This window comes from Anaerobacillus sp. QJM3NY_17 (assembly GCF_056173665.1).
Map to the genome: position 1 here is coordinate 3010741 of NZ_CM149685.1, position 22384 is coordinate 3033124.

24 protein-coding genes and 2 other annotated features are annotated in these 22384 nt (G+C 39.3%); of the genes, 4 read left to right on the forward strand and 20 right to left on the reverse strand.

Annotation, left to right across the window (positions count from 1 at the left end):
- Positions 1–51: 51 nt before the first annotated feature.
- Entirely contained in the window at positions 52–804 is a 753-nt protein-coding gene (locus tag AC0VYV_RS15770; protein ID WP_475367501.1) for a TrmH family RNA methyltransferase, read from the reverse strand.
- Between the two features lie 138 nt (positions 805–942).
- Here AC0VYV_RS15770 and sspI point away from each other — a divergent pair, with 138 nt between their 5' ends.
- On the forward strand, positions 943–1149 hold the full coding sequence (gene sspI, locus AC0VYV_RS15775; RefSeq protein WP_194219331.1) for a small acid-soluble spore protein SspI: 207 nt from the start codon (positions 943–945) through the stop codon (positions 1147–1149).
- A 40-nt stretch (positions 1150–1189) separates the two neighbouring features.
- On the opposite strand, the gene AC0VYV_RS15780 is transcribed toward sspI, so the two are convergent.
- On the reverse strand, positions 1190–2275 hold the full coding sequence (locus AC0VYV_RS15780; protein WP_283153904.1) for a M42 family metallopeptidase: 1086 nt from the start codon (positions 2273–2275) through the stop codon (positions 1190–1192).
- An 80-nt stretch (positions 2276–2355) separates the two neighbouring features.
- The gene (locus AC0VYV_RS15785; protein WP_475365588.1) at positions 2356–2844 is read right to left on the reverse strand and encodes a dUTP diphosphatase; all 489 of its coding nucleotides are present in this window, start codon (positions 2842–2844) and stop codon (positions 2356–2358) included.
- Between the two features lie 97 nt (positions 2845–2941).
- Here AC0VYV_RS15785 and AC0VYV_RS15790 point away from each other — a divergent pair, with 97 nt between their 5' ends.
- Complete coding sequence (locus AC0VYV_RS15790) at positions 2942–3337, forward strand: sigma-w pathway protein ysdB (protein ID WP_430243921.1); 396 nt, start codon at positions 2942–2944, stop codon at positions 3335–3337.
- 62 nt (positions 3338–3399) lie between these two features.
- Here AC0VYV_RS15790 and AC0VYV_RS15795 read toward each other — a convergent pair whose 3' ends face one another.
- Positions 3400–3972 (reverse strand): TVP38/TMEM64 family protein, encoded by a 573-nt coding sequence (locus AC0VYV_RS15795; protein WP_194219327.1) that lies wholly within the window; start codon positions 3970–3972, stop codon positions 3400–3402.
- Between the two features lie 143 nt (positions 3973–4115).
- On the opposite strand from AC0VYV_RS15795, the gene AC0VYV_RS15800 reads away from it, so the two are divergent.
- Both AC0VYV_RS15800 and AC0VYV_RS15805 read left to right on the forward strand, forming a co-directional pair.
- A complete protein-coding gene (locus AC0VYV_RS15800) occupies positions 4116–5438 on the forward strand; it encodes a cytochrome ubiquinol oxidase subunit I (RefSeq protein ID WP_475365589.1) in 1323 nt (440 codons plus the stop codon).
- A 33-nt stretch (positions 5439–5471) separates the two neighbouring features.
- The gene (locus tag AC0VYV_RS15805) at positions 5472–6512 is read left to right on the forward strand and encodes a cytochrome d ubiquinol oxidase subunit II (RefSeq protein WP_475365590.1); all 1041 of its coding nucleotides are present in this window, start codon (positions 5472–5474) and stop codon (positions 6510–6512) included.
- A gap of 75 nt (positions 6513–6587) precedes the next feature.
- On the opposite strand, the gene AC0VYV_RS15810 is transcribed toward AC0VYV_RS15805, so the two are convergent.
- The 16 genes from AC0VYV_RS15810 to polA all read right to left on the reverse strand — a co-directional run bounded on the left by AC0VYV_RS15810 (position 6588) and on the right by polA (position 22063).
- On the reverse strand, positions 6588–6869 hold the full coding sequence (locus tag AC0VYV_RS15810) for a DUF1294 domain-containing protein (RefSeq protein WP_475365591.1): 282 nt from the start codon (positions 6867–6869) through the stop codon (positions 6588–6590).
- 163 nt (positions 6870–7032) lie between these two features.
- Positions 7033–7389 (reverse strand): 50S ribosomal protein L20, encoded by a 357-nt coding sequence (rplT, locus tag AC0VYV_RS15815; protein ID WP_098444486.1) that lies wholly within the window; start codon positions 7387–7389, stop codon positions 7033–7035.
- 45 nt (positions 7390–7434) lie between these two features.
- Positions 7435–7635, reverse strand: a complete 201-nt coding sequence (gene rpmI, locus AC0VYV_RS15820) for a 50S ribosomal protein L35 (protein ID WP_048312400.1) — start codon at positions 7633–7635, stop codon at positions 7435–7437.
- A 22-nt stretch (positions 7636–7657) separates the two neighbouring features.
- Complete coding sequence (gene infC, locus AC0VYV_RS15825) at positions 7658–8161, reverse strand: translation initiation factor IF-3 (RefSeq protein WP_194219324.1); 504 nt, start codon at positions 8159–8161, stop codon at positions 7658–7660.
- Positions 8162–8250: 89 nt separating this feature from the next.
- Positions 8251–8372: a sequence feature (ribosomal protein L20 leader region), on the reverse strand.
- Between the two features lie 177 nt (positions 8373–8549).
- Complete coding sequence (gene thrS / locus AC0VYV_RS15830) at positions 8550–10487, reverse strand: threonine--tRNA ligase (protein ID WP_194219323.1); 1938 nt, start codon at positions 10485–10487, stop codon at positions 8550–8552.
- 42 nt (positions 10488–10529) lie between these two features.
- Positions 10530–10745 (reverse strand) — a binding site (T-box leader).
- 56 nt (positions 10746–10801) lie between these two features.
- Complete coding sequence (locus AC0VYV_RS15835; RefSeq protein ID WP_475373971.1) at positions 10802–11638, reverse strand: putative sporulation protein YtxC; 837 nt, start codon at positions 11636–11638, stop codon at positions 10802–10804.
- Between the two features lie 100 nt (positions 11639–11738).
- Positions 11739–12671: a primosomal protein DnaI gene (gene dnaI, locus AC0VYV_RS15840; protein WP_475365593.1), complete on the reverse strand. Its 933-nt coding sequence runs from the start codon at positions 12669–12671 to the stop codon at positions 11739–11741.
- Between the two features lie 15 nt (positions 12672–12686).
- Entirely contained in the window at positions 12687–14033 is a 1347-nt protein-coding gene (locus AC0VYV_RS15845) for a replication initiation and membrane attachment family protein (RefSeq protein WP_283154270.1), read from the reverse strand.
- A 73-nt stretch (positions 14034–14106) separates the two neighbouring features.
- The gene (nrdR, locus tag AC0VYV_RS15850) at positions 14107–14565 is read right to left on the reverse strand and encodes a transcriptional regulator NrdR (protein ID WP_404681390.1); all 459 of its coding nucleotides are present in this window, start codon (positions 14563–14565) and stop codon (positions 14107–14109) included.
- Positions 14566–14638: 73 nt separating this feature from the next.
- A complete protein-coding gene (locus AC0VYV_RS15855; protein ID WP_475365594.1) occupies positions 14639–15028 on the reverse strand; it encodes a cytosolic protein in 390 nt (129 codons plus the stop codon).
- Positions 15029–15180: 152 nt separating this feature from the next.
- A complete protein-coding gene (gene speD, locus AC0VYV_RS15860) occupies positions 15181–15570 on the reverse strand; it encodes an adenosylmethionine decarboxylase (RefSeq protein WP_194219317.1) in 390 nt (129 codons plus the stop codon).
- 506 nt (positions 15571–16076) lie between these two features.
- A complete protein-coding gene (locus AC0VYV_RS15865; RefSeq protein WP_475365595.1) occupies positions 16077–17105 on the reverse strand; it encodes a glyceraldehyde-3-phosphate dehydrogenase in 1029 nt (342 codons plus the stop codon).
- Between the two features lie 171 nt (positions 17106–17276).
- Positions 17277–17870, reverse strand: coding sequence for a dephospho-CoA kinase (gene coaE / locus AC0VYV_RS15870; protein ID WP_194219315.1), 594 nt, complete (start codon positions 17868–17870; stop codon positions 17277–17279).
- Between the two features lie 16 nt (positions 17871–17886).
- On the reverse strand, positions 17887–18519 hold the full coding sequence (gene ytaF, locus AC0VYV_RS15875; protein ID WP_194219314.1) for a sporulation membrane protein YtaF: 633 nt from the start codon (positions 18517–18519) through the stop codon (positions 17887–17889).
- A 65-nt stretch (positions 18520–18584) separates the two neighbouring features.
- Entirely contained in the window at positions 18585–19415 is an 831-nt protein-coding gene (gene mutM / locus AC0VYV_RS15880) for a DNA-formamidopyrimidine glycosylase (RefSeq protein ID WP_475365596.1), read from the reverse strand.
- Between the two features lie 20 nt (positions 19416–19435).
- A complete protein-coding gene (gene polA / locus AC0VYV_RS15885) occupies positions 19436–22063 on the reverse strand; it encodes a DNA polymerase I (RefSeq protein WP_475372751.1) in 2628 nt (875 codons plus the stop codon).
- Positions 22064–22384 lie beyond the last annotated feature (321 nt).

Here is a 22384-nt window from a genome sequence, read left to right on the forward strand (position 1 = left end):
ATATAAGTTGCTTTTAATTATAGAAAAAAATCGCTATATCCGCAAGCCTTATTATGAAGGTAACAATCCATACATCAGAATTCCTGCTGCAACGGCGACATTTAACGACTCTGCTTTACCATATATCGGAATATACACGTTCTCGTCTGCTAAACGTTGAAGCTCGTCTGATACACCGTTTGCTTCGTTTCCAAGAATGACAGCAAACTGAGAAGATGAATCAAGCTCTTGATATGGCGTTCCTCCACTCACTTCTGTTGCGTATATAAGCATGCCAGCTTCTTTTAATTTCTGAACTTCTGTCACCAAGTCCCCTTTTATTACAGGAAGATGAAAAATAGATCCCTGGGTGGATCGAAGCACCTTACTGTTATAAGCATCAACGGTTCCATGTCCAAGTAGAAGGCCGTCGTATCCAGCACTATCTGCAGTTCGAATAATCGTTCCCAAATTACCGGGATCCTGAATAGCGTCCAGTAATAATAGTTTGCCATGACGAGGTAGTTCAGGCTCAACCATTTTACAAACGGCCATAATCCCCTGTGGTGTTTCTGTATCCGTTAGTTCTTGCATCACTTTCTCCGTAACAGTATAGACAACAGGAAGCTCTTTAAACGGATAAGCAGATAAGTCAGTGCCTTCTGTCACAATCAATTCTGTGATTGAAGCTTCAGCCTTTGCAGCTTCTTCTACAATATGTGGACCTTCAATGATATAAGAGAAAGCTTTCTCTCTACCCTTTCGCGTCTGAAGTTTTTTCCAATCTTTCACTTTTTGATTTTTAGCGGATTCGATAATCATTATGCTCTCCTTCAGTTTTCAATGTTTCCATTATAAAGGGTTGAAAGGGAAGATTCCAATAAAACTCATGAAATTTCTTCAATTCGCTCATACTAATGAGGCTTGAACCAACAAGCGAATGAGAAAGGTGAGGTGGAAAGTATGGACCTTAACTTACGCAAAGCGATTCTCGCTAATATTAATGGCAACAACGAGGAGCAACTCGAAGCGACAATCCTCGACGCCATGCAAAGCGGAGAAGAGAAAATGCTCCCTGGGCTTGGTGTTCTTTTCGAAATTCTTTGGAAAGAAGCACCAGAAAATGAGCGAGAGCAAATGCTCTCTTATATGGCACAGGGTGTAAATTAACAAGCAAAATCCGGTGGCAAGAGCCACCGGATTTTGTGTTCTAGTTAAAGATAATTTCTTTCACAGTATCAGCATCAAGCTTTTTAATCACTTCAACAATCAAATTAACTGCATTCTCAAAATCGTCACGATGAAGAATCGCTGCGTGAGTATGAATATAGCGTGTGGCAATTGTGATGGAAAGTGCAGGTACTCCATTTGCTGTTAAATGAATTTTACCTGAATCTGTCCCACCGCCTGCAATAGAGTCAAACTGATAAGGAATATTGTTCTCATCAGCTGTATCTGTTACAAAGTCACGAAGACCTTTGTGACCGACCATTGAAGCATCATACATAATAATTTGAGGACCTTTCCCCATTTTGGATTGAGCGTCCTTATCACTTACTCCAGGAGTATCACCAGCGATACCAACGTCAACCGCAAAGCCGATATCAGGCTTAATCATGTTTGTAGCCGTAGTCGCTCCGCGAAGACCTACTTCCTCTTGTACCGTACCAACGCCGTAGACAGTATTAGGATGCTCTTCTCCTTTTAGCTTACGAAGTACTTCGATCGCAATAGCACAGCCAATACGGTTATCCCATGCTTTCGCCATAAGCATTTTTTCGTTATTCATAACAGTAAATTCACAAACTGGAACAACAGAATCTCCCGGCTTAACGCCCCATTCCATAGCCTCTTCTCGGCTTGAAGCACCAATATCAATGAACATATCCTTCTTGTCGACCGATTTCTTACGCTGTTCAGGAGGAAGAATATGTGGTGGTTTAGAACCGATGACGCCCATAATGTTACCATTACGAGTCATGACGTTAACACGCTGTGCAAGCATAACCTGCTCCCACCAGCCGCCAACTGTTTGGAAATAAAGAAAGCCTTTATCATCAATACGCGTTACCATAAAGCCAATCTCATCGAGGTGACCTGCAACCATAATTTTTGGGCCTTCTGCTTTACCTTTTTTAACCGCAATTAAGCTGCCTAGATTATCATACATGATTTCATCTGAAAGAGATTCAATGTGCTTCTTCATCACTTCACGAGGTTCACGTTCGTTACCTGGTACGCCATTCGCATCAGTGAGTTCTTTCAGCATCTGCAACGTTTCGTCTAGCTTAGCCATATGTATTGCCTCCTTGATATGTATTCTCTGTTCATTATAACGGTTTCCGAAATATTTCACAATTCAGAGGACTCTTGAATCTAATATCCCTGATCCTGTCGAGTATGATTCACTTTATTTTTTTTCAAATACGCTTCATTCATTTCTTCAAACCGTAGCCCGATAAGTTGTCCAAGTAAAAGATAACTTTCCATTAAATCGTTAAATGCTTCCTCATTTTTTTCACTTGCCACTTGATCAATCGCTTTGTAGACACGATGGAAAGCATGTACTTCAGAGCCAGCGGGGTCGCCTTTTGACACTGCTTCATACGTTGTAATGCCCAATTCAATCCCTAATGAGAGAATAAAATGAATACCATCCACATACTCCTCTAGAATCGTTTCTTTAGGGGAAGGAGCTTTTTTACTCCAATATTTAAAACAACGTGTTTCATTCGCTAGTTCTCCAATCTCGACTTTAAGAGCAAGTAGTTTATTCTCGAATAAATCTTCATGCTCCAGATTGTGTTCCTTTACAATCCGAGTATCAAGTTGTCTTTGTAATGTAAATAATTGTTCGAATTTCAATGAACTCTTCCTTTCTTAAATCTTTTCTTTTTATGAAACCTTTCTTTATCATATACGTATAGAGAATAGAAGCATAGTGAAAATGAGGTGCTGACTAATGATTATTATTCTTTTTCGTCTTGTCATTCTCGTAGCCATGGTATTGATCGCTTATTCTGTCATCCGCTTTTTTATGGATCCAAAACGAAAGCTGGAAAAAGCTCACGATCATAAAGAATACTATTTTTTCGATGACTCGTCCAATGTAAGAAAGAATTTTCTCGTCACCTACAAAGGTGCCTTATTCGAAGGTGAAAAGTACCTTGGCACTACTGAAAATTCGTTCGATATTATTACCCTTTCAGTAGGGGTGAAAAATGCATCAGAACTATATTTACTTGAGAAAGAAGATTTCTATTTTCTTGAAAAGGAAATGGACATCCGCTATCCTAGTGCAAAAATTGAATGGAAGAGCCCAGTCAAAGAATTTTTACGCCATCGCGAAAATACTTAACAAACAAAACCCCTCCGATCTGGAGGGGTTTTGTTTGTTTACGATCAAATTAAAAAGCTTTTTTATCTCACAGGCTGAAAGAAATCCTCCCACTTCATAATCCACTCTCTTCTTCTTAGTAAATAGAAAAGGATGACAAGTCCACACAACATGAGTACGATGACGACCGGATCGAACCTACTAATTGCCGTTCCAAAGAAAGAATACAACAAAGCGAGAGGTACATTTGAAATGAGGGATGACCGCAAATAATCTCTAAAGTCTTTAGACACCTCAATTAAACAAAGGGAAATGAAATGAAAATGAACGAAAGGTACTAATCGAAGGATGGCAATTTGCCCAACTGACATTGGCATATGTTTACGTGTCCATCGTTCTTTCATTCGAATAATCTTCTTAAACAAACCCGGCGTCCGCTTAACAACTAAATAAAAAACCGTACTTACAACAGTAATCCCAATCAATGAGTAAATCGTGCCATATATTGCGCCAAACATCACTCCACCAGCAACACAAACAACACTAACTGGAACAAATACAAACTGACGAATAAAATGAAAAATAATGAAATAGAACGGGGCGTAAATTCCGCTATTAGATACAACCTCCACAAGCGGTAGGACGAGCTCATTCATGATGTTCCCCCCTTCCTTTAACCTTTATGACAAGAGACGAGCTGTTATGTCAAAAAGCGAAGGATCTCGATTAGAATATTATTTGGAAATACGTGGACAATAAGGGGAGATTTAATCAGTTCGGTAATTGGAGGGGATAAATTATGGATGAACTCGTTATTGCTCGTTCATTATTTGGAATGACAATGGGCGTACATATTATTTATGCAACACTCGGTGTAGGCTTACCTTTAATGGTTCTTGTAGCTGAGCTCATGTATCAAAAAACAAAAGATAGAGATTATGCGATAATGGCCAATCGATGGACGAAAGGGTTTGCTGTTTTACTAGGGGTGGCGATTCCTACCGGAACCATTGCAGGTGTACAGCTTTCTCTCTTATGGCCAGGATTTATGGAAGTCGTTGGACGAGTGATTGCATTGCCCTTTCAAATTGAAATATATGCTTTCTTCCTAGAAGCTCTCTTTATGTCAATCTATGTTTATGCTGCAGATCGCCTTTCTCCAATCATGCGAATTGTGAGCGTAACGCTTGTTGCATTCGGTGCGAGCGCATCAGCTATCTTAATTACAAATGTCCACGCTTTTGAAGGTACACCAGCTGGATTTGAGATAGTAGACGGAAAGTTCGTTAACGTTGATCCATGGGAGGCATTCTTCAATCCTTCCTTCCTAGTTACAGCTGGACACGTAACTGTTTCTGCTTTAATGACAGGGGCATTTGTTATCGCATCGATTGCGGCATATAAAATGATTCGTCAACGAGGTAATACGAGAGAATATAAATTTCATCATAAAGCATTAATGATGGGGCTCGTTATCGGAGGGGTTTTTTCAATCTTGACCGCCTTAAATGGACATGAATCTGCTCAACAACTGTATCAATATCAACCTGAGAAACTCGCGGCGGCGGAAGGTTTGTTTGAAACACAAACTTATGCACCACTTGCTATTGGCGGCTACACCGATAAAGAAGAACGTGAGGTAAAGTGGGCAATTGAAGTTCCGTGGGCACTTAGTTTTCTATCCGACGACGCATTTGATACGGAAGTACTCGGTCTTGAAGAATGGCCTGAAGAAGAGTGGCCACCACTATTTGTCCATACCTTGTTCAATTCAATGGTCGGGATTGGTTCCCTACTCATGCTATTGTCTATTGTTGGGTTTACTTGGTACAAAATCCTTAAACGAAAAGAATTTCCACGCTGGCTTATGTGGGCATTTATTGCTGCAGGTCCGCTCGCCATTACAGCAATTGAATTCGGATGGATATTCGCCTGTACCGGCAGACAGCCCTGGATTATCTATCACGTTATGAAAACAGAAGAAGCAGTCACAACTTCAGGAAATATCGGCCTGCTCTTTGTTCTCTTTCTCATTGTGTATATCATTTTAATGATCTCAACAGTCCTCGTCCTTCGCTACTATTTCAATCGTAACCCGATTAGCGAGGAACTCGATCAGTAGGCACCTGCCTATACCGTTAAAAAAGAATAAGAGGTGAACCACATGTCAGAAGCATTTTACGCTATCACATTAATATGGGGTCTTGTTTTTATTTATGCGGTTATGGCCACAATCGATTTCGGTGCTGGGTTTTGGTCCATGATCTATTTAAATAAAAACAACACGAAAGCGACAAATATTGCGAATCGCTATTTATCTCCATCTTGGGAAGTAACAAATGTATTTATCGTTGCCATTGTCGTAGCTCTTTTCAGCTTTTTCCCTGGAGCAACGTTTACCCTTGGTACTGTCCTTCTCATTCCAGGGAGTTTGATTATACTATTACTTGCCCTTAGGAGTGCGTTTCTTGTATTTTCTCATTCCGCTTCTTCAAATTACAAACGCCTCTTAACCTTGATATCAGGAATAACTGGTTTTCTTATTCCAGCTCTCTTGATTTGCGTGTTGCCTATTACGCATGGCGGATTTATACAAACATCAAACGGGATAGAACGTCTTTTATTGGGTGAATTATTTACAAGTCCAAGTGTTTATGCTTTCATGGCCTTCGCCATCTCAAGCACGCTCTTTCTATCATCTCTGCTGCTTTCTGATTACTCTAACGTATCAGGAGATGAAGATGCTTATCAAACTTATAGAAGGGATGCTATTCTTGTCGGTCCAATCTCACTAGCGATGGCGGGTTTACTCGTTCTCACTATTCGAACGGAAGCTCCATGGCTTTATGACAATTTAATGGACTATGTACCGTGGTTAATTGGTTCTATCACAACCTTTGCAATCGGATATCTCGCTCTCTTTATTCCTAGAAAAACAGGTGTCGGTATTCCGAGGCTTGCTATGGTTAGTATCGTTACACAATATTTACTTGCTAGTTATGCTTATGGTTCAGCTCATTTACCTTATATCGTATATCCAAATGTAACGATTGAAACTGGATTCACAGACCCCGCTACATTTAGAGCATTAATCGTCACCTACATTGTAGCCTTCTTTATTTTAACCCCAGGATTCATCTACTTCTGGCGCCTATTTCTGAAAGACAAAAGGTACCTTAAGCAAAATGAATCCTAATTGAAAACAAGTTCGTCTTATGAAAAAAAAAAGAACAATACACTAAATAAAAAAAACGCCCATTCGGCGTTTTTTCTACATATAGATGTATGCATAGATAACAAAGAGCACGAGATGAAGAGCTAATAGAGCGGGGATGCCATACACAAATTGCTTGTGTTTTGTTTTATGCCTAAAATTCTTCATTCCAGTTAAACCACCGAAGCTTCCTCCAAAGATAAATAAAAACCATAGCGTCTTTTCGGGAATTCTTCGCTTTCCATTTTGCGCTCTACGCTTATCGATCCCCATAGCTATGAAACTCCAACTATTGATGATCGCCAAATATATTCCTAATACAATTAAACCATCCAACACTTACTCTCTCCTCTATTATAACTTTTTTCAAAAAGGCTATGTTAATGAACGCTGTTGATTTTGACTCATTTACGCTCTGTGAGACAAAATTGAGAATCAACGATATAAGTAACATAGCTTACAAAAAAACCACCCTCAACATGTGAGGATGGTTTTAAAGAACTTATTTCAAGTTTTCTTTTGCTTTTGAAGCTAGTTCAGCAAATGCTTTTTCGTCATTTACTGCTAGTTCTGCAAGCATTTTACGGTTGATGTCGATACCAGCTGTTTTAAGACCAAACATCAAACGGCTGTAAGAAAGTCCGTTCAAACGAGCTGCCGCGTTGATACGAGTGATCCAAAGCTTACGGAAGTCGCGTTTTTTCTGACGACGGTCACGGTAAGCGTACATGTTTGATTTCATAACTTGCTGATTAGCAACTTTGAAAAGCAAAGACTTAGATCCGTAATATCCTTTTGCGAGTTTTAACGTTCTTTTACGTCTACGACGTGTTACGTAGCCACCTTTTACTCTTGGCATACTAAACCCCTCCTAATTTCTGTGTCTCAATAATATAATAACCGATTACTTCTTGTTGTAGATTAAAGTCTTAATGCGCTTGAAGTCACCTGCGGAAACAAGAGAAGCTTTACGAAGCTTACGCTTCTGCTTTTGAGACTTGTTACCGAACATATGGCTAGTGTAAGCACGGCTGCGCTTAAGTTTACCTGATCCAGTTTTCTTAAACCGTTTTGAAGCTCCACGGTGAGATTTCATTTTTGGCATGAGTGAGTTCCTCCTTCAAGAATTACTTTTCTGCGATAGGTGCCAAGATTAGGAACATGCTGCGTCCTTCCATTTTTGGTTTGGACTCAACAGTTGCAATATCTTTGCAATCTTCTGCTAGGTGCTCAAGCACCTTTTTACCGATATCAGAGTGTGTAATCATACGTCCGCGGAAACGGATCGATGCTTTCACTTTGTCGCCTTTTTCAAGAAACTTACGTGCATTACGAAGCTTCGTATTGAAGTCGTGTTCTTCAATGTTCGGGCTCAAGCGAACTTCTTTAACGGTAATGATCTTTTGTTTCTTACGCGCTTCTTTCTCTTTCTTCTGCTGCTCATAGCGGAACTTTCCGTAGTCCATAATGCGACAAACAGGAGGTTTCGCGTTTGGAGCAACCATTACAAGATCAAGATTTGCATTACGAGCCATATCTAATGCCTCAGTTTTGGATTTCACACCAATTTGGTTTCCGTCTGCACCAACTAGACGTACTTCCCGAGCACGAATGCCCTCATTGACGTTCATATCTCTACTAATAATCAGCCACCTCCATGGTTATTGTTCGATGATGATCATCTAACATGATGTCATTAAATGGTTTATATCCGGTTCAAAGCATAAAAAAAGCGTCGGCGCATACGGCACCCACACATTACACAATTATAAGAACAGTGTACCTGCAAACTACCAGTTACGGCGTCAATCAGGTGAGAAGCGGGCGCTTCTGCTTGCTTTGTTTCCGATATTTAATTACCTAAGACAGTATACCATGCTGACCAAATGTATGTCAAGGTGATAAGATTCGTTCGAAGTGCACTTGATTATCATAACGAATCTTTCCCTTTGTGACAAGTGTTTTTTGTAAATTTCTTTTCTATATTAATAAAAGACCGGCAATTATGCCGGTCTTACATTACTTCTTCTGTTTAATTTCTTCTTCAATTCTAGCTGTGAAATCATTCAATGAAACAGTCTCAGAATCCTGCTGGCTATAGCGGCGTACGTTAACCGCTTCACCTTCAACCTCTTTATCACCTACTACGAGCATGTAAGGAATTTTCTGCATTTGAGCTTCACGAATTTTGTAACCAATCTTTTCATTGCGTTCGTCAACCTCGACACGAATTCCTGCACGCTGAAGTTTTTTCTGAACGTTCTTCGCATATTCTAAGTGAACTTCTGATACCGGAATAATCTCCGCCTGGATAGGTGAAAGCCAAGTTGGAAATGCTCCTTTGTATTCTTCAATTAAGAATGCTACGAAGCGTTCCATTGTAGAAACAACGCCGCGATGAATAACAACTGGACGATGGTGGTTGCCATCTTCACCAATATAAGATAGATCAAATCGCTCTGGAAGTAGGAAGTCAAGTTGAACAGTCGAAAGAGTTTCCTCTTTACCTAGAGCTGTTTTCACCTGAACATCCAATTTCGGACCATAAAACGCCGCTTCGCCTTCAGCTTCCACATATTCGACGTTTAGGTCATCCATTGCTTCTTTAAGCATTCTTTGTGCTTTTTCCCACATTTCATCATTGTCGATATATTTTTTCTTATCTGCTGGATCGCGATAAGAAAGACGGAATGAGTAGTCACTGATGTTAAAGTCTTTATAAACTTCCTGGATAAGCTCGACAACTTCAATAAATTCTTGCTTGATTTGATCAGGACGACAGAAGATGTGAGCGTCATTTAGCGTCATCGAACGTACGCGCTGAAGACCTGCTAGCGCTCCAGACATTTCATATCGATGCATTGTTCCAAGCTCCGCAACGCGGTATGGAAGACTACGATAGCTTTTCAGATCGTTTTTATAAATCATCATATGATGCGGGCAATTCATTGGACGAAGAACAAGTTCTTCTGTTTCATCCATTTTCATCGGAGGGTACATATCATCCTGATAGTGATCCCAGTGACCACTTGTTTTATATAGATCAACATTTGCAAGGTGAGGTGTATATACATGGTTATACCCAAGACGTTCCTCAAGATCTACAATATATCGTTCAATCGTCCGACGAATAGTCGCCCCTCTTGGCAACCAAATCGGAAGTCCCTGTCCTACCTCTTGGGAAATAGTAAATAGCTTAAGTTCTTTACCGAGTTTGCGGTGATCACGTTCTTTAGCTTCTTCTAAAAGATGAAGGTATTCTTCAACTTGAGATTGCTTTGGAAAAGCTGTTCCATAAATGCGTTGAAGCATCTGGTTTTCGCTATCTCCACGCCAATAAGCGCCTGCAATCGAAAGTAATTTAAAGGCTTTAATCTTACTAGTAGATGGAACGTGTGGTCCACGACAAAGGTCAAAGAATTCACCCTGTTCATAAATTGTCACTTGTTCGTCAGCAGGAATAGCTTCTAATAGCTCTAATTTGAGCTCATCGCCAATCTCTTTAAACATTTTCTCTGCTTCACTGCGACTTACAACGATACGCTTCACTTCAAGATTTTCATTAATGATTTTCTTCATTTCTTTCTCAATCTTAGGCAGGTCCTCAGGCGTAATAGATACAGGGCAGTCAATATCATAGTAGAAACCACTATCAATAACCGGCCCTACTCCTAGTTTTACATCACTGTAGAGGCGTTTAATTGCCTGTGCCATAAGGTGCGCTGTACTATGACGAAGCACTTCAAGACCGTCTTCACTTTCAGGTGTTACAATTTCAATAGAAGCATCTTCTTCAATTTCGCGTCTCAAATCAAAAAGAACACCATTCACTTTTCCTGCAAGAGCCTTTTTCTTTAGGCCCGGGCTGATTGAGCTTGCAATCTCTTCCGTTGTTGTCCCTTTATTAAATTCCTTTACAGAACCGTCAGGAAACGTTATTTTTACCATTTCAGCCATGCTTCTTCACTCCTTTTTTTGCATATAAAAAACACCCATCCCAAAAGGGACGAGTGTTGATCTCGTGGTTCCACCCTGCTTCCCGCATAAGATAATAACCTATACGGCTCAGACTGCTGTAACGTAGCAGAAACGCCACCCCATTTCCAGGGCAGAGTTCAAAGGTGGTAAGTATGCTCGTCTCGCTAGGAAGTTCGCACCAATCCTTCCCTCTCTGAAAGCTAACAACACATCCCATGTCCTTATCGTAACAATTACGTATATGCGTGTATGTAGGTATTATAAGTAGTGTACATATGAAAATCAAGCTTATTTTAAGGATTGCCTGAAAAAAATAGTTTAGACATACGATACGGAAAAAAACTTAACCTTTCTTCAAACACATTTCGGATTGTTTGAATGAGCCCCTCATCGGAATCATCCGTGTAAATACAAACTTCTTCTGGAGCAAGCAGCAGAAGGGGAAATAGAATTTCAGAATCTATCTCATCTATGGTTAGCCCAACAGGAAGATCTTCCAACTTCCCTTCTATACCAGTTAATAGTGACCCATTCATATCAAATAATTGATATGTTTTATCATAAACAAGAACTACTTTTTTCTGAAGAGATTGCCTGGATCGCAATAGAATTCTTAAACCTTCAACGAAGTTTTGATATTCTTGTTCAAGTTTATATTCGTCAATCGCTTCTCCAATCAATTCATTTAGCAAAGCACGATAAGGACCCGTTCGAAATCTTAAAAAAGAATCAAACAAAATGGTTCCACCCTGTTCAATACACGATAATGTTGACTGAAGCAGTACGTCCCTTCGATTAGCATAGCGATGAGCACCTGGATAGTCTTCTTTATCCCCATCTCCAATACTTCGAGCAATGGATGTAATTTCACCAATTTCATCTTTATCTTGATAATAATACGTTGAAGTTAATAGCTGTTCCATCCAACGCTTCTCATAGAAGGTACTCACACAGTTAGCAATGCATTGAGAAATCTGATAACACAGTTTTGTATCATATGGGCCTATCGCAACAGAAAGACTTAACTCTTCTTCATTTACAATGACTGAGTCACCGATTTTAATGAACTTGTTCAATTGATCGAATACAAATTGGAAGTCATCTATATCAGTAAATGTTATCGAAACCAACGCATTCCCTCCTGTCCACTACCTTCTCATTAGAATCTATATGGCAGAATATGCGAAATGATGTATAGAACCAAAAAAAAGCCTTCCGTAATGGAAGACTTTAAACTCGTCTATTTTTACCCTCTAAAAATACAGGCGTGGTAAAGTGCTTAATTCGCTCCATAATCCGCTTAGCTTTCGTTTCTTCAATTCCACTTTTATGGGAATAAGCTAAATGATCTTCAAGCAAAGCATAGTCCAGGTTAGATGAATACAGAGTTGGTAACCCCTCAGTCATACGATATTGTAATAAAGTTCCAAGAATATCATCTCGTACCCAACTTGAGATATTTTCCGCTCCAATATCATCAAGTATCAAGAGCGGTGTTTCTTTTAAATAATCAAGCTTTTCATCAATAGATTGATCTTGAATGGCGCTTTTCATTTGACGGAAGAAATCCGGAGTATAAATAAACTGAGAACGAACCCCTTTTTCTTTCGCCAGCTGGTTTGCAATAGCCCCGAGAATAAACGTTTTCCCTACCCCAAAACCTCCATGAATATAAAGCCCTTTAGTGGTTTCACCAGGAACGAAATCTTCTACATATTGAATCGCCGTCCCAATCGCTTCAATTCTAACAGGATCTTCATCATCCAAATCCGCGAAGGTAGCCTGAAGAATTTCTTTCGGAATATAGTAGCTTTGAATCATCTGATTACGCTTTTTGTTCTTATCATCTTCAATTCTTGTTGGACAACGGTTGTAGCGAATATCAATCACCGAACGATTAATAAATAGCTCAGGCTCGTACCCCTCCATCATATTAATGCAGTTCGAGAGACCAGGGCATCCTTCACATCGCTTTGCTTGTGTTGTATATTCATATAGTCTTGCAAGACTTCTATCAATTATTTTGTCATCGACCTCGTCATGCTCTTCAATAAATGCACGAATATCTTCATCGGCCATAATAGCCTTCTTCATCTCTTGGTACTGTTCCTGGAATTTCTTATTGCCTGGCATCTTGTTAAATGATTCCTGGATTGATTCCATTCTTGTTCACCCCGCTTATTTCTTATATTTACTTAGCATCTTTTTAAGCTGATCCTGTTTCTCAGATCGCTCCTCATGAGACATATCCGGTTCTTTTTGATCTGAAATCCATTCAGGCACTTTGTCTTTTCTAGCGGCAGGTTTCCCACGATTGGAAGAGCCTGTTTTTTTCTTGGCCGGTTGCTGAAGCTCTTTAATGGCAAGGTTCATTGCTTCTCTTACTGTCTTTACCCTTGCCCTTGCCCAGTGACTCGCAAACTTTTCTACATAATTCTTCGATAACTTCTTATCCTGCGTTTCTAGAATGAAATCAAGTAAGACATTCATAACACCAGGAGTCAGCTTTTGTTCATCCATTATTCGCTCCACAAGCTTCATATCTGCTTCAGAAGGTTTTCCCCCTTCAGCTGCCCGCTGAAGAATATCATATGGCGTCATCTGTTCATATCTCTGCGCCGCTTTCTCTTCTTCTGTCTCAGGTTCTTTCTTATGAAACTCTTGTAAAGAAACAGGTTGACTTCTATATTGGAGAGCAGGCACTTTGCCACGATTTTCAAGCGCGAACCAACTGCTTACTTCCTTTCGCAATAGATCATCAGAAAGTTCGTCATGGTGAATTGCAGCTTGTTCCACAATCCGGCCCATTTCATATGGTTCAATTTTATACACAAAAGCAAGTCGCTCAATCGTTTTCTTAACAGACTCTGTAAACATTTTCTCAGTGACAATCATATCAGAAATGTGCTGCTTCATCATATCGAAGTCGAATTGCGAAGAAGTAAAAACAAGGCCTTTATTTTCATCACGTTTCTCTATCGTTACTTCCTCTTCTACTTCGCTCATACCAGTCATTTCAGACGGGTGAAGAGAATCGTATACTTCATTAAATGATGCAGTCACGTCACTATACTCAGCTAGATCTGCCTTTTCCACTGTGAAGTGCTTTTTTAGATCATTGTATCGATTACGTCCTAATCGATTGAATAAATAAATATTCAGTACGCCATCATTGAAGAAGCGTTCCGGTGTGAGAGGAGCTTGCAATTCATAAGTAAAATGTCTAGGATCTCCACTGTCTTTTACATATGTTTTCAACAGGCCAATTCCTTCTAATTTACGTCTCTCTTCAAGTACTCTCTTCAAATCCCATCTCATCATAAGTAGCAAATTATGATGAGTCATTGTTGTAACAAAATGATTCTGCTGCTCATGAGCACTCCAGAGAGTCATATAAAGACTGTAGGCCGGAGCCCCGATTAAAGGTTGATATAACAATGTTAGTACTCTTCGATCATACTCGTGCAAAAGTCCGGATGCTTCAATCTGAAGCGTATCAACAGGAAGAAGTTCTTTCCAATGCATATGCTTCACCTTTGTATTCCTCATAATTTTTGAAACCGTACAAAAAAAGAGCTTACGCGAAGCTCCCCCTTTGTTATTCTGCTCTGTTAATTAATTCTTTTAATTCGCGGATAAAGACATTAATATCTTTAAATTGACGATAGACAGAAGCAAATCGAACATAAGCAACTTCATCAACCTTTGCCAGCTGATCCATAACAAGCTCTCCCACAACATCACTACTGATCTCGGAAGCTCCCTGATTACGAAGATCACGTTCGATTTCATTAACAATTGTTTCTAGAGTTTCAAGTGGAACAGGCCTTTTTTCACAGGCTTTAATTAAACCTCTAAGAATTTTATCCCTGCTAAACTCTTCTCTAGTTCCTTCTTTTTTCACTACTATAAGCGGTATTTCTTCAACTGTTTCAAATGTCGTAAATCGATACGTACACGATTCACACTCACGGCGCCTACGAATCGAACGGCCCTCGTGAACCGGCCGAGAATCAAGCACCCTTGTACCATTGTGATTGCAGTTGGGACAACGCATAAGATCATCTCCACTAAACGAACAAGATTTCTACTACTATTTTAGCATAAAATGTGTCAAGACACACCTACCCTTAAAACTGCTCAGAAATCCCTGTTCCGATTAACGTAAGTTTCTTTTTTAAATCATTATAAATGGTTGCAATGACTTTCTTACTGTATCCGAAATCAACTGGAAGTGGCGTCTCTGTTGAAACAGAGAAATCAACGGCAGTTCTATAAGCACGAACCGTGACAACTGTTACAACAATAAGGGCCTTTTTAGGACCTTTCACTTGAAAAACAAATTCTCCACGCTCCGGAGAATTCGTAACGATTTCACCTTTATAGTGTTGTTGAAGGACGGCTTTCGCTTCTGTAAAAGCCTGTTCCTTTGTCGCTTTAAAATAATGGGTTTTAAGAGCATCATTCGGATGTCTTTCCCCAGTTTCAGAACGGTTGCTAAAAAATTCTTTTATTCCCACCCCAGGTCCTCCTCTATTTTTTTTAAGAATAGCAATAAATGACTGATAAATCAATCACATTGAAAGGAATAGGACCGATAGGAAAAGCGAGATGTCTTCTTAGTGAATATAAAAAAAGAGTGCACTGAGCACCCTTTTCAATCATTGTATTATTATGAAGTAAACGCTGACTGTTCTTCTCTAACTTTAGGTTTGACCGGACCCATGCCTCGAGGAAGTTCAATGTTTTCTCGTGAATCTGCACCGAGAGCATCAGCAATATAGTTAGCCGCAACGTTCGGATCAAGATCTCCACAAGTATATACATCAATACTTGCATAACCATGTTCAGGAAAACTGTGAATCGTTAAGTGTGATTCAGAAATAATAACAACACCACTAACGCCTTGTGGAGCGAATTTATGAAATGCAACTTCACGAACCTCAGCACCGGACTTAAGAGCAGCTTCAACAAACGTTTCTTCAATAAATTTCATGTTGTTTAATTTTTCAATGTCACAGCCCCATAGTTCAGCAATGACGTGACGACCCATTGTATCCATAGCAAAATTCCCCCTTTAAATTTACTCATGCATTGATTAGCATGCGGTATCGAAAATCCACCACGGGGGAAAGTTAGTCCGATGAGGTCCTAACCCTTTAAGTAGTTTTCAATGCCAAATTGCTATAAAAGAAGTTCACGAAAAATAGTATAAGGCTTTTAAAATAGATTTGCAAGAATAAATTAAAGAACCTTTTTGTTAGTTCGTCGTTATTGAGCATTAAAGCTCATTATATTCTTATATGACTAATTTTATCCTATTAACTGTAGTATGATTCAATCATTCAAATATATTTGGTTTATCGTTAACTGCTCCTTTAACTAAGATGTGAATTTCGCGAGTACTATCATTACGTTATTTTACATACCGACTATATTAACGAGCCTTGTTGATTTTTGTAGTATTTACGCGCTGTGTCAACCCATTGATTCGAACAAAAATCGAGCTATCAATAACACAAGCTTATAAAAAAAGAAGCGGTGATATACCGCCTCTTCTCCCACTTTCTATACGATTGCTTTCAATCTCTCGGGTATTCTTTCTCCCACATACTTCGCCATATCAACAACTCGGCATGAGTAACCCCACTCATTATCGTACCAGGCAAGGACCTTTACTTTCTTATTCTCAACGACCATTGTAGAAAGTCCATCGACAATCGATGAATGATCATTTCCGTTGTAATCAATGGAAACGAGAGGTTCATCAGAGTAGCCAAGAATTCCTCGAAGCGGTCCCTCGGAAGCAGCCTTTAAAGCATCATTAACCTGATCAATTGTCACATCCTTCTCAAGATCTACTACAAGATCTACAAGTGAGACATTTGGTGTAGGTACACGAAGTGACATGCCGTTAAGTTTCCCCTCAAGGTGTGGTAAAACTTTAGAAATTGCTTTTGCCGCTCCTGTCGAAGTCGGTATGATTGACTGACCACAAGCGCGAGCTCTTCTCAAATCTTTATGGGGGTTGTCGATATTTTTTTGGTCATTCGTATACGCATGCACAGTTGTCATCATTCCCGAGACAACACCAAAGGATTTATCAAGCACCTGTACTACAGGAGCAAGACAGTTGGTTGTACAAGAAGCGTTTGAAAGAACGTGATGTTTTTCATTTTTGTATTCGCTTTCATTTATGCCCATCACAATTGTAAGATCTTCATTTTTACCAGGAGCTGTTATGATTACCTTGGTAGCACCCGCATCAATATGATAGGCTGCTTCTTCTCTTGTACGGAATTTACCAGTGGCTTCAATCACAATATCGATCCCCATATCCTTCCAAGGAAGACTTTTCGGATCACGGTTGTTTAAAACAACAACTTTTTTACCATTAATTTTTATCCCGTTTTCAACAGGGACTACTTCTCCATCAAATGTACCGTGAATGCTATCATATTTAATTAAATGGCTGAGCGTTTCCGGCGGATAGCTAGCGTTAATTGCCACAACTTCTAAACTATCTTCCATAATTGCCTTTCTAAATACCATACGCCCAATTCTTCCAAAGCCATTAATCGCTACTCTTGATTTCATCCAGCGTTCCTCCCGCCATATATGTGTTATACTTATTTCCCCTATCACAAAATTAGTATAACATATAATATGCAATTGAAAAGATTAATTTACACTATTTTTGTAAATCGTCATATATCTGAGCAATCGTCTAAATAAATACAAAAAAACACGCCAGAAAGGCGTATTTTTTTAAATGATTTTCCATTTAGTTAGAATGTTCCTAAGCTGCTTATCTGTTTCTTCACGTGTTCCCATATTATCAATCACTTCATCAGCAAGCTTTTTCTTCTGTTCGATAGGCAATTGAGAATGTATGCGATCAGTTGCCTCTTCTTCTGTACTACCGTCTCGCTCCACTAATCGTTTCAACTGGACGTCAGCATTAACATAGACAAGAAGTGTTTGATCTACCATATGAGTCAGTTTACTTTCAAATAACAGCGGAATATCGAATACCACGTGAGCGTTTCCTTGTTCTTTATAAGCTGCAGCTTCGTCAAGCATTCCTTTTCGAATAGCGGGATGAAGAACACGATTTAATTGCTTACGCTTGTCATCGTCCTTAAAGATAACAGAGCCAAGCTTCTTCCGATCAAGCCCACCATTATCATCCTTCATTTCCTCTCCAAACAAACGAAAAATCTCTTCTAGAGCTGGCTCACCAGGTTCAACCACTTTTCTTGCCATCACATCTGCATCAATTATTGGTATGTTATATCGGCGAATCATTTCTGCCACAGTACTTTTTCCACTAGCAATTCCACCGGTAAGTCCTATATCCATCGTATCTTCTCCTTTCCTACATTCTCATAAAGCCCAGAATGATGAGTAAACACCCTGGTAAAAAAGAAAGTTTATCCATCCATTTAATATTTGAAGTGAAGTTACCAAACTTAAGACCTAAAAGCAGGAATAACGAACTCATACATGCGATTAAAAGAGAAGTTTCAATTGGTGGAAACCCAACCATTGACGCACCAATCCCTGCTCCAAAGGCATCTAGCGACAATGCTGCACCGAGCATGATAGCTTCAATACCTGTAATCGTACCGGAGTCATCAAAATCGGCTGTTGTCGGCTTTCTTAATATACTGATGACCACTCCAAGCGAGCGAATTTCATAATGAAGAAGGATTCGCTCTGAAACAGTTTTTTCTGCTTCTTTATTGTTACGAAACATTTGATACAGCACCCAGCCACCAAGCGCAATAAGGATGCCGCCTCCAATACGCTGGGCTAATATATCTGATATCCATAATTGTAAAAGGGACCCAAACCCCATAGCGACCAACATGGAGACCGCCGAAAAGATTGAAATAATGAGAATTGACTTAAAAGGAATCCTCATTCTTCGCAAGCCATAAGTTAAGCCGACCCCAAATCCATCTACACTTACTGCAAGTGCTAAGAAACAAAGAGAAACCCAGTACATAGGCGAGCTCCTTCCATACTAAAATCTTAAATAGTATATGAAAGCAGCCCATCCAACGCTACGAATCACTCATTTATCTGACAGTCAGGACAAAATGTCGTACCGCGCCCACCGACTACGATTTTGGAAAGTTCTCCATTGCACCTCTTACACTCTTGACCTGCTCTACCATAGACAAATAAACTGTCCTGATAAGTTCCAACTTTTCCCTGACTATTTACATAGGAACGTATTGTACTTCCACCTTTGTTTACAGCATCTTTTAACGTATTCACAATCTCAGCATGAAGCTCTTCAATTTCGTTTTCTTTTAACGTTGAAGCCACTCGCTCAGGATGAATACCAGCTTTAAACAATGCCTCATCCACATAAATATTTCCTAATCCCACAACGATTGTTTGATCTAATAATACCGTTTTTACTTTCCTAGAAGTCTTTTTAAACCCCTGTTGTAAAACTTCTGGGGTAAACTGATCAGAAAATGGTTCATAACCTAGCTGAGCAAGCGGCAACTCATTTTCTTCTACTCCAATCGGAAACAAGTGCATCGTGCCAAATTTACGTACATCATGGTATCGAAGTTCTGTCCCATCATCAAAAGTGAAGAATACGTGAGTATGATGATCAAACTCTTCTTCTATAGATGTTAACTTATATTTCCCTTCCATTCGAAGATGCGAAACGATCACATCATCCTCGAGTATAAGCTTTAGAAACTTCCCTCTTCTTCTTACACCCTTAAATGTCTGTCCAATCACCTTCATTTTAAATGCTTCGACATCATCAGGTTTCTTGATGATTTTTGGCCATTTTACTAATACATTTGTAATTCGTTTCCCTACGATTAATTCTTCGAGCGTGCGTTTAACTGTTTCTACTTCTGGTAATTCAGGCATTATTCCCTCTCCTTTGATGCCTACTTCGCATCATACCAGGTGGAGCCATATTCATAATCAACTTTCAGCGGTACATCCAGTTTGATTGCAGATTCCATCACTTCAGGTACGATCCGTTTTAACGTTTCAATTTCTTCTTCTGGTGCCTCAAAAATTAATTCATCGTGTACTTGAAGTAGCATACGCGTTTTTAGATTTTCTTCTTTTAATCGCGTATCCATTTGAACCATCGCAAGCTTAATAATATCAGCAGCCGTTCCTTGAATCGGTGTGTTCATTGCCGTTCTTTCAGCAAACCCTCTTTGATTAAAGTTCCTTGAGTTAATTTCGGGCAGATATCTTCTTCGCTGGAGCATTGTTGATACATACCCCTCTTCTTTCGCCTTAACAACTACATCTTCCATGTAATTTTTCACCCCTGGGAAACTCTCTAAGTACCGATCGATGAATTCGCCAGCTTCCTTTCTCGAAACGTCAATACTTTGAGAAAGACCATAATCACTAATACCATAAACAATTCCGAAATTAACAGCTTTCGCGTGTCTTCTCATATTCGACGTAACGTCATCCTTGTTAACGTTGAACACATTCATCGCTGTTTTCGTATGAATATCCTCATCCTGTTGGAAAGCTTCGATTAAATTTTGATCCTGAGCGATGTGTGCAAGGACTCTTAGTTCAATTTGCGAATAGTCTGCCGCAAACATAACCCAGTTTTCATTAGATGGAATGAAAGCTTTTCTAATCTTACGGCCTTCTTCTAAACGAATCGGAATGTTCTGTAAGTTAGGGTCTGTAGAGCTAAGTCGACCTGTTTGCGTGAGAGCCTGGTTAAACCTTGTATGAATTTTCCCAGTATCAGAATAGATCACTTTTAGTAAACCTTCTACATATGTTGAATTCAACTTCCCTAATTGACGGTAAAGAAGAATTTCTGGAATAACATCGTGTTTACTTTCAAGCTTTTCGAGTACATCAGCTGAAGTTGAATATCCAGTTTTTGTTTTCTTAATCACCGGAAGCTCTAGCTTATCAAATAGAACCTCACCGAGTTGCTTAGGCGAATTGATGTTAAACTCTGTACCTGCAAGTTCAAAAATCCTTGCTTCGATTTTGCTTAATTTCTCATTTAACTCTGCACCCATTTTCTCAAGGAATTTCGTATCAACGGATACACCTTTTGTTTCCATTTCACCAAGAACAAGGGTTAACGGCATTTCAAGATCGTGAAATAGCTCATATTGTTCATTCTTTTTTAACTGTTCTTCAAGTGTCTCTTTTAATTGGAAAACAGCGAAAGCTTTTCGAACAAGGTGGTCTGCAAGCTCGTCTTGTTCTGGAAGTTTGCGTTTTGCCCCTTTACCATAAACCGATTCATCAGAGGAAACGATTGAAAAGCCTTCTCGACGAGAAATAGCAGATATATCATGCGTTGACTCAGAGGGATTCAGTAAATAAGAAGCAATTACTAAATCAAACGTAATGCCTTCTAGCGCAACCCCTTTCCACCCTAGAGCAACAACTGCTCGCTTCGCATCAAACACCCACTTCTTCTGAGATCGATCTTCAAGGAAGTTTTTTAATAGCTTAGAAGACATTGCGACTTCGGTTGGTATGAAATAATTCCCATTTTCATTCACAATAGAAATACCTTGTATTTCCGCATTGTGATAATTTTCTTCCATTACCTCAACGATCATGGCAGAAGGACTGATTAAATGATGCTCTTCAATTTCTTTAACCAAATCAAAAGACAATTCATCTATTTCTTGTTCTTCATTTTGCTCTCCACCAATTCGATTAAGAAGGTTTTTAAAGCCGAGCTCATTAAATAATGAAACTACAGCATCATGTTCATATCCGCTGTATGACAGATCATTTATTCCAAGCTCAAGAGGCGTCTCCTTAAATATTGTTACGAGTTCCTTACTCATCATGGCCTGATCACGGTTCTCTTCAAGTTTTTCCTTAAGCTTTTTGCCCGACACTTTATCAAGCGACTCATAAACCGCATCAACTGTGCCAAATTGCTTCAATAATTTAAGAGCCGTTTTTTCTCCAACCCCTGGTACCCCAGGGATATTATCCGAGTTATCACCCATTAGCGCCTTCATATCGATAATTTGATCTGGAGAAAGTCCATATTTTTCATTAAGAAATGCAGGGTCATATGTATCAATATCTGTAATCCCTTTACGAGTTAAAGCAACATGAACGTTATCTGAAACTAGCTGAAGAAGATCCTTATCACCGGAGTATATTTTAACTTCCCAATCTTCCTTACTCGCAATGGTTGATACCGTTCCAATAATGTCATCTGCTTCATAGTTCTTAATTTCATATCTCTTAATATTAAAGGCATCTAGCACCTCACGAATGACAGGAAACTGTTCACTCAATTCAGAAGGAGTCTTTTGTCTACCACCTTTGTATTCTGTATATGTCTTATGACGGAACGTGGTTTTTCCTGCATCAAACGCTACGAGCATATGAGTTGGTGATTCATTTTCAATAATCTTCAGCAACATCGTTGTAAAACCTAACACCGCATTCGTATATACACCCTTATCATTGTTTAGCAATGGCAATGCGAAAAATGCACGATAAGCAATACTATTTCCATCAATTAATACTAATTTGTTTTTCAATCGAAATCCTCCCGTTTCATTCATATAGACGTTTTATTATCGCTAAAATTATAAAAAGCGACGCCTGCTCCTTTCATTTTACCACGATGGCAAAAAGAAAGAAAAACAAGCGCCAATAAACAAATAAAGCATAATAAAATCACGACTTAACATTTTCAATAAAGTTTTGATTTTGTATAGAAGGCATTCCATAATATGATCTAAAAAAAAGGAGACGAGTTATACTCGTCTCAAAAATATGCTCTCGTCATGATGAAGGGGTCAATTGTTACTTTACAGAAATAGTTTAAAGGACATATAAATAGAGTGTAAAGAAATCGT

What these genes read in the sequence shown, in the direction of transcription:
- AC0VYV_RS15795 (WP_194219327.1), bottom strand. Translation starts at nt 3,972, where the DNA reads ATGAATGAGCTCGTCCTACCGCTTGTGGAGGTTGTATCTAATAGCGGA.
- speD (WP_194219317.1), bottom strand. Translation starts at nt 15,570, where the DNA reads ATGGATACAATGGGTCGTCACGTCATTGCTGAACTATGGGGCTGTGAC.
- rplT (WP_098444486.1), bottom strand. Translation starts at nt 7,389, where the DNA reads ATGCCAAGAGTAAAAGGTGGCTACGTAACACGTCGTAGACGTAAAAGA.
- AC0VYV_RS15845 (WP_283154270.1), bottom strand. Translation starts at nt 14,033, where the DNA reads ATGCATTGGAAAGAACTTCTTCCTGTTGATACGCTTCAGATTGAAGCA.
- nrdR (WP_404681390.1), bottom strand. Translation starts at nt 14,565, where the DNA reads ATGCGTTGTCCCAACTGCAATCACAATGGTACAAGGGTGCTTGATTCT.
- coaE (WP_194219315.1), bottom strand. Translation starts at nt 17,870, where the DNA reads ATGGATATAGGACTTACCGGTGGAATTGCTAGTGGAAAAAGTACTGTG.
- infC (WP_194219324.1), bottom strand. Translation starts at nt 8,161, where the DNA reads ATGAACGTCAATGAGGGCATTCGTGCTCGGGAAGTACGTCTAGTTGGT.
- dnaI (WP_475365593.1), bottom strand. Translation starts at nt 12,671, where the DNA reads ATGGAATCAATCCAGGAATCATTTAACAAGATGCCAGGCAATAAGAAA.
- mutM (WP_475365596.1), bottom strand. Translation starts at nt 19,415, where the DNA reads ATGCCTGAATTACCAGAAGTAGAAACAGTTAAACGCACGCTCGAAGAA.
- ytaF (WP_194219314.1), bottom strand. Translation starts at nt 18,519, where the DNA reads ATGTACTGGGTTTCTCTTTGTTTCTTAGCACTTGCAGTAAGTGTAGAT.
- sspI (WP_194219331.1), top strand. Translation starts at nt 943, where the DNA reads ATGGACCTTAACTTACGCAAAGCGATTCTCGCTAATATTAATGGCAAC.
- AC0VYV_RS15790 (WP_430243921.1), top strand. Translation starts at nt 2,942, where the DNA reads ATGATTATTATTCTTTTTCGTCTTGTCATTCTCGTAGCCATGGTATTG.
- AC0VYV_RS15800 (WP_475365589.1), top strand. Translation starts at nt 4,116, where the DNA reads ATGGATGAACTCGTTATTGCTCGTTCATTATTTGGAATGACAATGGGC.
- AC0VYV_RS15780 (WP_283153904.1), bottom strand. Translation starts at nt 2,275, where the DNA reads ATGGCTAAGCTAGACGAAACGTTGCAGATGCTGAAAGAACTCACTGAT.
- thrS (WP_194219323.1), bottom strand. Translation starts at nt 10,487, where the DNA reads ATGGCTGAAATGGTAAAAATAACGTTTCCTGACGGTTCTGTAAAGGAA.
- rpmI (WP_048312400.1), bottom strand. Translation starts at nt 7,635, where the DNA reads ATGCCAAAAATGAAATCTCACCGTGGAGCTTCAAAACGGTTTAAGAAA.
- AC0VYV_RS15865 (WP_475365595.1), bottom strand. Translation starts at nt 17,105, where the DNA reads ATGAAATCAAGAGTAGCGATTAATGGCTTTGGAAGAATTGGGCGTATG.